Genomic DNA, 12571 nt, shown 5'->3' with positions numbered 1-12571 from the left:
GGCAGTAGGGCAGTAGGGCAGTAGGGCAGTAGGGCAGTAGGGCAGTAGGGCAGTAGGGCAGTAGGGCAGTAGGGCAGTAGGGCAGAGAAGGATATGTGCATTGCGGTCGTCCGCAACCTAAAAACATACTCCCCTACTCCCTTATTCCCCTACTCCCTTAACATACTGCCCTATTGCCTTATTGCCCTACTGCCCTCTTCTCGCAACCGTCGGCGCGCCATCCGGTCCGAGTGATGCCACCCATTGGCTGATGGCCGCGACATCCTTTTCACCGAGCATATGATCCGCATCGATGGTGCGGGCATCGACACGCGCGCCACCGGAACGCAAAAGTGCTGAAAGCGCTGGCGCAAACGGTGAGTAGAGCTTGTCCTCCTCACCCGTGATGGTCAGAACGCGCGCCTTGCTCAGATTGGCGACGGGAGCATTGTCCAGAACCGGCATCGAACGCATCAGGACTGCGCGCTTCACCAGATCAGGGTGGAGCATCATGGTCGCAGCCAGAAGATTGGCGCCATTCGAATAGCCCACGAAGGTTGCGTGGGTAAGGTCGAGGTCCTTGTCATCGGCCAGACGCGTCAGAAAAGTCACGAAGGCATTGGCTTCCAGCTTGATGTCCTTCTGGTCGAACTTTACCGGCGTGATGCGCTTGTACCAGCGTGTACCGCCGTCCTGCATCACGCGACCGCGAATGCCGAGCAGCGTGGCGCGCGGCCAGATCTTGGAAGCCAGCGGCACAAGGCTGGTTTCGTTCCCGCCCGAACCGTGCAGCAGGATCACCAGCTCATTGGAAGCATTTTCCGGCTTGTAGAAGCGGTGGATGAACTGCTTGCTGCGCGAGAAATTCTGTTCAGGCGTCGTATCCGTATCCATCTTCTTCTCGCGCATTGTAACGCCTTCACCGAGCTTCGGAGCGCCCTGCTCTTCTTTCATCGATGCAGCAATAGCATTCAGGACCCTGCCCTGTCCGTTCGTCGCAACAGGCTGTCCTTCGGCCAGAGCCGAGCCAGCCGTCACCGTAAGTGCAGCTGCCGCCAAAGCGGCAATAAACATCTTCTTTACCATGATCTCAACATAGCCAATGAGACGTTAACGAAGGTTTGAAGGCAGCTCTTCCCGGGTGCGTCCCCACCCCTGCCGGTGATAGTAATTTTGGCCGACACATCTGTCCGAAATTGCTTCAGGCTCTTTCAGGATGCGCTAATGTAATGCCGTTAACAGCAGAGTTTTAGCGAGAATATGGCAGAATGCACGAAAAATTACATCGTGTTACAATTCTGTTACGCCTTCACGCGGTTTCAACAATGCGTGAGCAACGGTTCGGTCCCAAATTATCCATGCTTTTGACGCGTTTACGTGGGATCGTATCTGCAACTTGAGGGCCAACCATTTGGGAGTGGGAGTGACCATGAACAGCTTTAAACCGGGACGTTTTTCATCCGCCCGCCTCACTTATGATGCGGTGACGCCCAAAAGCCTCTATCTGAACCGTCGCTCTTTCATGGTCGGCGCGGGCGCTCTGGCTGCTGCCGGTGTCGCGTCATCTGCCTTTGCCGAACCGCTGAAAGCCAAGACTTCCGCCTATAAAGTCGATGAAAAGCTGACGCCGCAGGATGCCGTCACGACCTATAATAACTTCTACGAGTTCGGCACGGACAAGAGCGACCCCTCGGCCAATTCCGGCAATTACAAGCCGCTGCCGTGGAAGCTCACGGTCGACGGTCTCGTGAAACAGCCGAAGGAATTCGATATCCAGGAACTGATTGCCAAGATGCCGCTGGAAGAGCGCATCTATCGCATGCGCTGCGTCGAAGCATGGTCGATGGTTATTCCGTGGATCGGATTTCCGCTCGCAAGTCTTCTGTCGCAGGTAGAGCCGCTTGGTTCCGCAAAATACATTGCCTTTACCGGCGTCGTGCGTCCGGAAGAAATGCCGGGGCAGACGGGTCTCTTTCAGGTTCTCGACTGGCCCTATATCGAGGGCCTGCGCCTCGATGAGGCCATGCATCCGCTCACCATCCTTTCGGTCGGCCTTTACGGCGAGACATTGCCGAACGCCAACGGCGCGCCGATCCGGCTCGTCGTGCCATGGAAATACGGCTTCAAGGGGATCAAGGCGATCACGAAAATCAGCTTTGTCGAAAAGCAGCCGCCAACCTCATGGCAACAACAGGCCGCCAACGAATATGGCTTCTATGCCAATGTGAACCCGGCGGTCGATCATCCACGTTGGAGCCAGGCAACCGAGCGGCGCATCGGCGAAGGCGGTTTTTTGGGTTCGGGTCGCCGCCCCACATTGCCGTTCAACGGTTATGGCGAGGAAGTCGCATCGCTTTATGCGGGCATGGACCTGAAGGTGAATTACTGACATGGCAGCGGTGACCCGGACAAATGGGAATAAGACGGGCAGGAAGAAAACAACCCGGCCCGGCGAATGGAAAATCTGGCTGCTTTATGTCGTCGGCTTCGTCCCGGCTGTCTGGACGTTCTATCTGGGCGCAAGCGGCAATCTTGGCGCCGATCCCGTCAAGACCTTCGAACACACGCTTGGCCTGTGGGCGCTGCGCTTTCTGATCCTGACCCTCATGGTCACGCCGATCCGCGACCTGACCGGCATGGCCTTTCTGCGCTACCGGCGCGCACTCGGCCTGCTCGCCTTCTATTATGCGCTGATGCACTTCGCCACCTATATGGTGCTGGATCAGGGCCTGAATATTTCCGCCATCGTCACCGATATCGTGCGACGGCCTTTCATCACCATCGGCATGATCAGTCTGGTCCTGCTGGTGCCGCTGGCGCTCACCTCCAACAACTGGTCGATCCGCAAACTCGGCCGCCGCTGGAACAGCCTCCACAAGCTGGTCTATGTCGCCATCGCAGGCGGCGCCATCCATTTCATCATGTCGGTGAAAAGCTGGCCCGCCGAACCGGTCATCTATGCCGGGATTATCAGCGCGCTGCTTCTATGGCGCCTGGTGCGCCCACACGCCCGCAACCGCAAGCCTGTCTCCCGTCCGCGCGGCGAAGCAATGGCGATAAAGAAATAAGCGCTGACACACCAATAAATTTCTACAGTTTTTAGTGTAGAAATTTAAATTCCCTATTCTAAGGGTTACCCCCATGACATGACGATGCAAATCATGCCAGTATTGCCGCGATTTCCGCACACAGAATAATTCCTGGCCGCGGCAACCGACGAATACGGAATGCATATGTCATCTCTCCTGAAATCGGCTCCCGTCCGCATCGCAGGCAAATTCGTCTTCATTTTATTCACCCTTATCTTTGCGATATGGGCCAGCTTTGCCATGTGGTTCCAGTTACCCTTCGGCGATGCCATGCGCGGATCGATCATCGCCGTCTGGCTTCTGATTGCTCTTGGGGTGATTGCAGGCGAAAGGCATTACAGCTGCTGGCGCAGGCGACTGGTCTTCTGCCTTCTGGCGCTGGTGATGCTGGGGGCATGGTCCACAGTCCGCCCCTCCCTCAACCGCATATGGGCGCCCGACGTTGCCCGCACGGTAACAGGGCAGATCAATGGCGACATTGTCACTCTTTCCAATGTCCGTGACTTCACCTGGCGGACGACGGAAGATTTTACGCCCAACTGGAAAGAGGAAACCTACGATCTCAGCAAGATCACGTCGGTAGACGTCTTTCTTTCCTACTGGTCGAGCCCCGCAATCGCCCATACGCTTCTGTCATTCGGTTTCGAGGATGGCCGTCATGTGGTCTTTTCCGGCGAAATTCGGCGCGAACACCATGAGGTCTATTCACCCATCGCCGGTTTCTTCCGCAAATATGAGCTGGCGATGATTGCCGCCGAAGAGCAGGACATCATTTATCTGCGCACCAATGTCCGCAAGGAAAACGTCTATCGCTATCGCGTGAAGCTGCCGCCGGCAGGCGCGCGCGAACTTTTCCTGTCCTATGTCAAGCTCGGCAATGAGCTGGCTGAACAGCCGAAATTCTACAACACGCTGACCGCGAACTGCACCACGATCATCTTCCACATGGCGCGGGTGCTGGACCCGACCTTCCCGTTCGATTACCGCATTCTCCTGTCGGGCTACCTGCCCGGCTATCTGTACGATCACGGCTGGATTGAGAATGGCGGCACGCTGGAGGAAGCACGGGAACGCGCGTCTATCGACGCAAGGGCGCTTGCAGGCGGACGCGACGGTTTTTCGCAACGCATCCGTAAATAAAAACCCCGCCGAAACCGAAATTTCGACGGGGTTCGCATTGATATGAAGAATTACACCGCAGCGGTGATGATGATTTCAACCTTGTGGTCAGGCGTTGCCAGCGCTGCTTCGCCGGTGGCGCGGGCAGGTGTGTGAGCCGGATCGACCCATGCGTCCCAGACGGCGTTCATTTCGGCAAAGTCCTTCATGTCGGCGAGCCAGATGATGGCCTGAAGGATCTTGGTCTTGTCGGAGCCCACTTCCTTGAGAAGACGGTCCACCTCGGCCAGAACGGCCTTGGTCTGTTCGGTGACGCTGGCGCCCGGATTCCCCACCTGACCGGCGAGATAAACAGTGTTGCCGTGAATTACGGCCTGGCTCATGCGCGGGCCGACTCCGATGCGACGGATGCTCATGGTGAACTCCTCTCAATAATGCTTTTCTGCGGACCAGTTCCGCATGTGAAAATGTTGCGCGCCCTTATTAGAGCACATCCCGAAAAGTGTGAAGCGCCTACGCGGGGAAATCAGTCCACAGGACTGATTTCTGATCCCGTTTCGATGCGTCGGATAATGCGTGAAAACAGATAGATAGAGCGCCGATCTGATTCAATCGGATCGGCGCTCCAAAGCCCTGATCCGCTTTGGCAATGCCAATGCCGGGCCAATACCGGGCCAATGCCGGGCCGAATGGCGCAATTTCGGCAAAAAGCAGAGGACCTCCCTTTTTGCGGCCCCTCGCAGAGCATTGACTCTTTGTCCCCCTCACCCTATAAGCCGCGTCACGTTCGCCCGTGCGGTTTACGGATGGTTTTGTGCTGTCTGTCGCAAGGGACAAGAACCAGCTCCTGTTCAATAGAGCGTGATCCCGAAAAGTGGAAAACAGTTTTCGGACCAGATCGTGTTCAACGGAAAAACAGAATCAAGAAGGGCCGCACACCGCGGTATTAAATAAATGAAGCGCACTTACCAGCCATCCAAGATCGTCCGCAAGCGTCGTCACGGTTTCCGTGCACGCATGGCAACCACCGGCGGCCGCAAGGTTCTCGCCGCTCGCCGTTCGCGCGGCCGTAAGCGGCTTTCCGCTTAATTTTTTCCCGCGCTGTGGGTCTATTGAGATTCTGGCTATGGCGAGACGAAAATGGCGGCTTGCGAGAACCGGAGCGGAGTGTACAAAAGGTACATGAGCACCGGAAGCGCAGAAAGCAGCCATTTGCAGGCCGTCAGAGCCTGAATATCGACAGGGCCAAGCGCGGTGAATAAAGACATGAACAAGCCGAAACAAATACTCCGCCTTCGCAAGAGAGCGGAGTTTTTGGCTTTAAGGAATGGTGAAAAGCGACGTGGTCCACTGTTTCTTCTCGAAGTCCGTGAGCGGACCGAAGAGGAATCGCAAACCGCCAAAATCGGCGAAAAACCCCGTGCAGGTTTCACCGTAACGAAGAAAAACGGCAACGCCGTGATAAGAAACCGCATTCGCCGCAGGCTGCGAGAAGCGGTTCGTTGTCACGCGGGGCGTGACATGGCGCCTTCGACCGACTATGTGATCGTAGCGCGCGAGCAAGCCCTCACTGCGCCCTTTTCGCGACTGACCGAAGAACTCTCCCGCCGCATCAAGGCAAAGGGTGAACGGCGGGGCGATGGGAAACGCCGAACGGAAAGACCGGAATCAGGACCCGTCAATGGAAAATAATCGCAATTTCTTCATCACCATTGCCCTGTCCATCCTCGTGCTAACGCTGTGGCAAGTGTTTTATCTGGGTCCGAAAACGGAAGCCCAGCGGGAGCAGGCACGCATTGAGGAGCAGCAGCAACAGAAACAACAGGCGACGCAACAACAGGCTCAAAGTGGCGACACGCCGCAAATGCCCGCCACGTCCGGAAATATTCCCGGCCACAGCGATGTTGCAGCTGCCGGCAGCACTCTGACCCGTGAAGCAGCCATTGCCCAGACTGAGCGCGTCGAAATCGATACGCCTTCGCTGCGCGGTTCGATCAACCTGACCGGCGCGCGTCTCGACGATCTCTTCCTCAAGAAGTATCACGAAACCGTCGACGACAATTCTCCGAATATCGAACTGCTCGCGCCCTCGGCGCTGAAGCAGGGCTATTTCGTCGAACTCGGTTTCACCGGCAATGACACGACAGGCCCGGTTCCAGGTCCGAATACGGTCTGGACCGTCGAAGGCAACAACAAGCTGACGCCATCCACGCCGGTCACGCTGACCTATACCAACGAGAAGAACATCACCTTCAAGCGCGTCATTTCGGTCGACGACGCCTATATGTTCTCCGTTGACGACACGATCACCAACAATACCGGCTCAGCCGTTTCGCTGGCCTCCTATGGCCGCGTGACCCGCTTCAATCAGCCCGAACATGCAAGCGCAACCTATGTGCTGCATGAAGGCCTGATCGGTGTCATGGGTCAGGACGGCCTGCAGGAAATCAAATATTCCAAGGTCGAAGACGACAAGGACATCTCGTTCAAGGATGTCAACGGCGGCTGGCTCGGCATCACCGACAAGTACTGGGCGGCAACGCTCGTTCCGCCGCAGGACGAAAAGTTCACCGGTCGCTTCTCGCACTTCACCAATGATCGTCCGCGTTACCAGACCGACTTTCTCAGCGCGCCGATGACCATTGCGCCCGGTCAGACCCAGACGCTGAAGAACCACGTCTTTGCCGGTGCGAAAGTGGTTTCCAACATCAAGAACTACGAAGAAAAGCTTGGCATCAAGAATTTCGAACTGCTGATCGACTGGGGCTGGTTCTACTTCATCACCAAGCCGATGTTCTATCTCATCGACTGGATCTACAAATTCTCGGGCAATTTCGGCGTCGCCATTCTGGTCGTCACCGTTCTCCTCAAGGGCCTGTTCTTCCCGCTTGCCAACAAGTCGTACAAGTCGATGGCACGCATGAAGCTGGTGCAGCCGAAGCTGACTGAAATCCGCGAGAAATATGCGGATGACAAGATGAAGCAGCAGCAGGAAATGATGAGGCTCTACAAGGAAGAGAAGATCAATCCGCTCGCCGGTTGCTGGCCGGTGCTGGTTCAGATTCCGGTGTTCTTTGCACTCTACAAGGTGCTTTATGTCACCATCGAAATGCGCCATGCGCCGTTCTTCGGCTGGATTCAGGATCTTGCAGCGCCAGATCCGACCTCGATCTTCAATCTGTTCGGCCTCCTGCCTTTCGGCGTACCGGCCTTCCTGATGATCGGCGTCTGGCCGCTCCTGATGGGCATCACCATGTTCCTGCAGATGCGCATGAACCCGACGCCGCCGGATCCGACGCAGGCCGCCATCTTCACCTGGATGCCAGTGATCTTCACCTTCATGCTGGCTTCGTTCCCGGCTGGTCTCGTGATCTACTGGGCATGGAACAACCTGCTCTCCATCACCCAGCAGGGCATCATCATGAAGCGTCAGGGCGTGAAGATCGAGCTCTTCGACAATCTCAAGAGCCTCTTCAAGCGAAAGCCGAAAGAAGCGAAAAAGTAAAATCTGAAAAACCCCGCTTTGGCGGGGTCAGATTGATTACAAACCCCTCGATTTTTGGAAGCAGTCAAAAACGAGGGGTTTTGATTCCGATTTGTTCACGTTCTGAATCTGGGACGTTCCGTGAATCTGAGGTCATTTTGACCCTGCCGGAGGTTTGTCAGCAGTCTGACCCCGCTTTGGCGGGGTTTTTTATGCCGTCATGTTGACAATGCGGCTCATAACATTGATGCGTATCGACGATAGTAGATACATCAGGATACGGACATTGAGCGAGCAGGATAAGAAGCAGGCGGCAATCATGGCCGCTCAGGCAGCGGCGGATGCGGTCCGGGAAGCCCAGGCGGCACTCATCGAAGAAGGACGCCTGCTCTTCAAGAAATCGTGGATTTTCATCCGCGGCGTGCCCTCGATGAAGTTCCTGCCGCCGGAAGGTCCGGTGGAAATCGCCTTTGCGGGCCGCTCCAATGTCGGCAAATCATCGTTGATCAATGCTCTGGTCAACAAGAAGGGCCTTGCGCGCACGTCCAATACGCCGGGCCGCACGCAGGAACTGAACTATTTCGTGCCGGACGGCTATTCCGGCGAGAACGGCGACTTGCCGCCGCTGGCACTGGTCGATATGCCGGGCTATGGTTTCGCTGAAGCCCCAAAGGCGCAGGTCGATGCCTGGACGCGCCTCGTTTTCGATTACTTACGCGGACGCACCACGCTGAAGCGCGTCTATGTGCTGATCGATGCCCGCCATGGCATCAAGAAGAATGATGCGGAAGTGCTCGACCTTCTCGACAAGGCGGCTGTGTCCTACCAGATCGTGCTGACCAAAATCGACAAGATCAAGCCGGCAGGTGTGCCGCGTCTCCTGGAAGAAACGCACAAGCTCACCTACAAGCGCGCAGCCTGTTTCCCCGGCATCATCGCGACATCGTCTGAAAAAGGCGAGGGTCTCGATGAGTTGCGTGCAGCAATCGCACTGCTTATCAAGGAATACTGATAACCGGCTTGGGCTGCATTTCTGGTTTCACGGATTCCATTTACAGCCAAACCGGTCTAGAGATGACTGCCTTCTTTGCCCTGTCGCCTGCCATGGAGCCCGCGATGACGACACTTGAAAATCCTGAAATGCAAGCGCAACTCCTCTCTGCCGCCCTGCCCTATATGCAGCGCTACGAGAACAAGCACGTCGTCGTAAAATATGGCGGCCACGCCATGGGCAATCCGGAACTGGGCAAGGCTTTCGCGCGCGATATCGCGCTTTTGAAACAGTCGGGCATCAATCCGATCGTCGTTCATGGCGGTGGCCCGCAGATTCAGGCTATGCTGACCAAGCTCGGCATCGAATCCCGTTTTGAGGGCGGCCTGCGCGTCACCGACGAAAAGACTGTCGAAGTGGTGGAAATGGTTCTGGCCGGCTCCATCAACAAGGAAATTGTTGCACTCATCAATGCCGAAGGCGAATGGGCCATCGGTCTTTGCGGCAAGGACGGCAACATGGTCTTCGCGCAGAAGGCTCACAAGACCGTCATCGATCCGGATTCCAACATCGAGAAGGTGCTGGATCTCGGTTTCGTCGGTGAACCGGCGGAAGTGGATCGCACCCTGCTCGATCTTCTGGCGCGCTCGGAGATGATCCCGGTCATTGCGCCAGTCGCACCGGGGCGCGACGGCCATACCTATAACATCAATGCTGACACTTTCGCAGGCGCTATCGCCGGTGCGCTCGCCGCTACGCGCTTGCTATTCCTCACCGACGTTCCGGGCGTACTCGACAAGGACAAGAACCTCATCAAGGAGCTTTCCGTTGCCGATGCGCAGGCGCTCATCAAGGACGGCACGATTTCCGGCGGCATGATCCCCAAGGTGGAAACCTGCATCGACGCGATCCGCCGCGGCGTCGAAGGCGTCGTCATTTTGAACGGCAAGACCCCGCATTCCGTGCTGCTGGAACTTTTCACCGAACACGGTGCCGGCACGCTGATCGTGCCATAAAGGACAGACCATGACCGATATTCCGGACAGAGCCGCTTTCGCGCACGTCACCGACTGGGTGTTCGACCTCGACAACACGCTCTATCCGCACGCCGCCAATCTGTTCTCGCAGATCGACGTGAAAATGACGACATATGTCGAGGCGCTTTTGAAACTGCCGCGCGACGAGGCGCGCAAGATCCAGAAGCAGTTCTATCTGGAATATGGCACAACGCTGAAAGGCCTGATGGAATGCCATCAGATCGACCCGGACGACTTTCTGCAAAAGGTCCACGATATCGACTATACATGGCTGACGCCCGATCCGGCGCTCGGAGAAGCAATCAAGGCGCTGCCGGGCCGCCGCTTCATCTTCACCAATGGTGACCGCGGCCATGCCGAACGCGCTGCCAGCCAGCTCGGCATCCTCGATGATTTCGACGATATTTTCGACATTGTCGCCGCTGGCCTGACCCCGAAGCCGGAACCCGTCACCTATGACCGCTTCCTCGACGCGTTTGGCGTGGATGCGGGCAAGGCGGTGATGTTCGAGGATCTGGCGCGCAATCTGGTCGTGCCGAAATCGCTGGGCATGAAAACCGTGCTGGTCGTGCCGAACAATTTTGAGCCTACATTTTCAGAAATATGGGAAAGCGATCCCGAGTTCACCGATCAGGTGGACTATGTGACCGATAATCTGACCGGGTTTCTGGAAGAAATCATTGCGCGAAGATAGGCATTTACCGGGACAAGGCATTTCCCGAAGAATTGCGAAATGCTCGTGCGGGAAACCAGTCCACTAGACCGGTTTCCAACCCCACCGACTCTCAATATTTCTAAATCATCTCAGCGCAGGAAGGGCGATAGTCGTGACGAGAACCCAGATCGACACGGCGAAATAGACCACGGTGTATAGAAAAGTAACGGTCAAGCCCGCCTTCCACACCGGACCGGCATTGCGGCCCTTCTCGGTTAATCCATTGATCATTCCCGGAAGCAGCCAAGTGATCAAACACAAGATGCCGATACCAGTGGCAAGCCCAGAGAAGGCGAGCGCGGCAGGATGGCCGCCGACATCGTAGGCGATTCCGGCTACAGCAGCGACGCCGAAATACCTCCAGACCTTCCACACATCGTCGGCAAAGTTTCTGAACTGCTTACAGAAGTTAGTCAGGCTGTCCCAGTATTGATCGCTTTTCATGACAATCCTCGCTGTTTTGGCTCCAAAAAAGCGAGGATAGCATTCCGGTTGTTCCTTATGCACGGATCAGAGTTTATAAAAATCCTTGATCTGCTCCCAGGCTTCGTCGGCAGTTTCGACAAAGTTGAGCAACTCGATATCGGCAGGCGAAATCGTGCCCTGCTCGGCCAGAAACTCGATATTGATCGCCTTGGTCCAGAATTCCTTGCCGAACAGGATCAGCGGCACGCGCTCCATACGGTTGGTCTGGATCAGTGTCATCGCCTCGAAAAGCTCGTCCATCGTTCCAAAACCACCGGGGAACACGCAGATCGCCTTGGCCCGCATCAGGAAGTGCATCTTGCGGATCGCAAAGTAATGGAAGTTGAAGCAAAGATCGGGCGTGACATAGGCGTTGGGCGCCTGTTCGTGCGGCAGCACGATATTGAGCCCGATCGTCGGCGCGCCGACATCGGCTGCACCGCGATTGCCGGCTTCCATGACACCGGGACCGCCGCCCGTCACCACGATGAATTCGCGATAATAGGTGGTAGCAGAATATTCCGAGCAGATCCGCGCGAATTTGCGCGCTTCTTCGTAGTAATGCGCATTGGCTTCGAGGTTCTTCTTCTGAACCTCGTTCTTGGCTGCCCATGCCTCGCCGCCGGGCTCTGGAATGCGCGCACCGCCGAACATGACGACAGTGGACTTGATGCCCCGGTCGGCCAGAATCATTTCAGGTTTCAGAAGTTCAAGCTGCAGCCGGATCGGTCGCAGGTCGCGACGGGTCATGAACTCGTCGTCCATGAAAGCGAGGCGATAGGCGGGAGCTTCGGTCTGCGGCGTCTGCGGTACGGTACGCGCCTGCTTGACCGCTTCCTCTGAATTCGGGAACGGCGTCCAGCCGGACTTCTCCATTGGGTTCATTCGTCTCACCTGCTCCTTCATTCTTGCCATTCAACGCATAACAGCATCCATTCTGGCGCTAAATGCTTAATCTGTCTCAAACGTGGCACTGCAATCGGATCATGAACGACATTGACCCTCATGGCGCCTTCGCTTAATCAATTGCCCAGCAAACAGGCTGGACCTATCCGCGCCAGCCTTCCGCCGCCCCTTCATGGAGATCGCACCTTATGACCAAGCCAGACCTCGCCTCCCTTGAGAAGACAATCGACAAGGCTTTTGACGAGCGCGACGGTGTCAACACGGCAACGCGCGGCGAAGTACGCGAAGCCGTCGAACAATCGCTCATTCTGCTCGACCGCGGTGAAGCCCGTGTCGCAGAAAAACAGGCGGACGGCAACTGGCATGTCAACCAATGGCTGAAGAAAGCGGTTCTGCTCTCCTTCCGCCTCAACCCGATGGAAGTCATCAAGGGCGGTCCCGGCCAGTCGTCCTGGTGGGACAAGGTACCATCGAAATTCGATGGCTGGACCGCCAACGAATTCGAAAAGGCAGGCTTCCGCGCCGTGCCGAACTGTGTCGTGCGCCACTCGGCCTATATCGCGCCCAACGCGATCCTGATGCCGTCCTTCGTCAATCTCGGCGCCTATGTCGATGAGGGAACGATGGTCGATACCTGGGCGACCGTCGGCTCCTGCGCACAGATCGGCAAGAACGTTCATCTTTCCGGAGGCGTCGGCATTGGCGGGGTTTTGGAACCGATGCAGGCTGGCCCAACCATCATCGAGGACAATTGTTTCATCGGCGCCCGCTCGGAAGTCGTCGAAG

Annotated in this window: 14 protein-coding genes; 10 read left to right on the top strand and 4 right to left on the bottom strand. The window is 56.5% G+C overall.

All coding sequences use genetic code 11. From position 1 onward, the window contains the following. Positions 1–186: 186 nt before the first annotated feature. Positions 187–1065, bottom strand: a complete 879-nt coding sequence (locus JNC70_RS13805) for an alpha/beta hydrolase (RefSeq protein WP_104754322.1) — start codon at positions 1063–1065, stop codon at positions 187–189. A gap of 343 nt (positions 1066–1408) precedes the next feature. Between JNC70_RS13805 and msrP the strand changes: the two genes are divergently transcribed. The 3 genes from msrP to JNC70_RS13790 all read left to right on the top strand — a co-directional run bounded on the left by msrP (position 1409) and on the right by JNC70_RS13790 (position 4208). Next, complete coding sequence (msrP, locus tag JNC70_RS13800; RefSeq protein ID WP_104754323.1) at positions 1409–2368, top strand: protein-methionine-sulfoxide reductase catalytic subunit MsrP; 960 nt, start codon at positions 1409–1411, stop codon at positions 2366–2368. A gap of 1 nt (position 2369) precedes the next feature. Then, a complete protein-coding gene (msrQ, locus tag JNC70_RS13795) occupies positions 2370–3047 on the top strand; it encodes a protein-methionine-sulfoxide reductase heme-binding subunit MsrQ (RefSeq protein ID WP_104754324.1) in 678 nt (225 codons plus the stop codon). A gap of 165 nt (positions 3048–3212) precedes the next feature. Continuing rightward, positions 3213–4208, top strand: coding sequence for an Lnb N-terminal periplasmic domain-containing protein (locus JNC70_RS13790; RefSeq protein WP_208623426.1), 996 nt, complete (start codon positions 3213–3215; stop codon positions 4206–4208). A 50-nt stretch (positions 4209–4258) separates the two neighbouring features. On the opposite strand, the gene JNC70_RS13785 is transcribed toward JNC70_RS13790, so the two are convergent. Continuing rightward, positions 4259–4603: a RidA family protein gene (locus JNC70_RS13785; protein ID WP_104754326.1), complete on the bottom strand. Its 345-nt coding sequence runs from the start codon at positions 4601–4603 to the stop codon at positions 4259–4261. Positions 4604–5141: 538 nt separating this feature from the next. On the opposite strand from JNC70_RS13785, the gene rpmH reads away from it, so the two are divergent. The 6 genes from rpmH (at position 5142) to JNC70_RS13755 (ending at position 10393) form a co-directional block, all read left to right on the top strand. Then, positions 5142–5276 carry a 50S ribosomal protein L34 gene (gene rpmH / locus JNC70_RS13780; protein ID WP_006467565.1) on the top strand — a complete coding sequence of 45 codons (135 nt, stop codon included), beginning with the start codon at positions 5142–5144 and terminating at the stop codon, positions 5274–5276. A 177-nt stretch (positions 5277–5453) separates the two neighbouring features. After that, entirely contained in the window at positions 5454–5879 is a 426-nt protein-coding gene (gene rnpA / locus JNC70_RS13775; protein WP_010659430.1) for a ribonuclease P protein component, read from the top strand. Then, the gene (yidC, locus tag JNC70_RS13770) at positions 5869–7692 is read left to right on the top strand and encodes a membrane protein insertase YidC (protein ID WP_104754327.1); all 1824 of its coding nucleotides are present in this window, start codon (positions 5869–5871) and stop codon (positions 7690–7692) included. Before rnpA ends, yidC begins: the two co-directional genes overlap by 11 nt. 265 nt (positions 7693–7957) lie before the next feature. Next, positions 7958–8683: a ribosome biogenesis GTP-binding protein YihA/YsxC gene (gene yihA, locus JNC70_RS13765; RefSeq protein ID WP_374788648.1), complete on the top strand. Its 726-nt coding sequence runs from the start codon at positions 7958–7960 to the stop codon at positions 8681–8683. Positions 8684–8787: 104 nt separating this feature from the next. After that, positions 8788–9678 carry an acetylglutamate kinase gene (gene argB / locus JNC70_RS13760; protein ID WP_114216374.1) on the top strand — a complete coding sequence of 297 codons (891 nt, stop codon included), beginning with the start codon at positions 8788–8790 and terminating at the stop codon, positions 9676–9678. A 10-nt stretch (positions 9679–9688) separates the two neighbouring features. After that, positions 9689–10393, top strand: a complete 705-nt coding sequence (locus tag JNC70_RS13755) for a pyrimidine 5'-nucleotidase (RefSeq protein ID WP_374788647.1) — start codon at positions 9689–9691, stop codon at positions 10391–10393. Positions 10394–10498: 105 nt separating this feature from the next. Here JNC70_RS13755 and JNC70_RS13750 read toward each other — a convergent pair whose 3' ends face one another. After that, a complete protein-coding gene (locus JNC70_RS13750; protein WP_374788646.1) occupies positions 10499–10858 on the bottom strand; it encodes a hypothetical protein in 360 nt (119 codons plus the stop codon). A gap of 66 nt (positions 10859–10924) precedes the next feature. Beyond that, positions 10925–11764 (bottom strand): LOG family protein, encoded by an 840-nt coding sequence (locus JNC70_RS13745; RefSeq protein ID WP_211694490.1) that lies wholly within the window; start codon positions 11762–11764, stop codon positions 10925–10927. Positions 11765–11973: 209 nt separating this feature from the next. Between JNC70_RS13745 and JNC70_RS13740 the strand changes: the two genes are divergently transcribed. Next, positions 11974–12571, top strand: a 598-nt coding sequence (locus JNC70_RS13740) for a 2,3,4,5-tetrahydropyridine-2,6-dicarboxylate N-succinyltransferase (protein WP_374788645.1), incomplete at its 3' end; no start/stop codon positions are given.

The organism is Brucella oryzae, from assembly GCF_041929965.1.
Taxonomy (GTDB): Bacteria; Pseudomonadota; Alphaproteobacteria; order Rhizobiales; family Rhizobiaceae; genus Brucella; species Brucella oryzae.
Note: the sequence above shows the minus strand (reverse complement) of the source record. Positions and strands in the feature narration are given on the sequence as shown.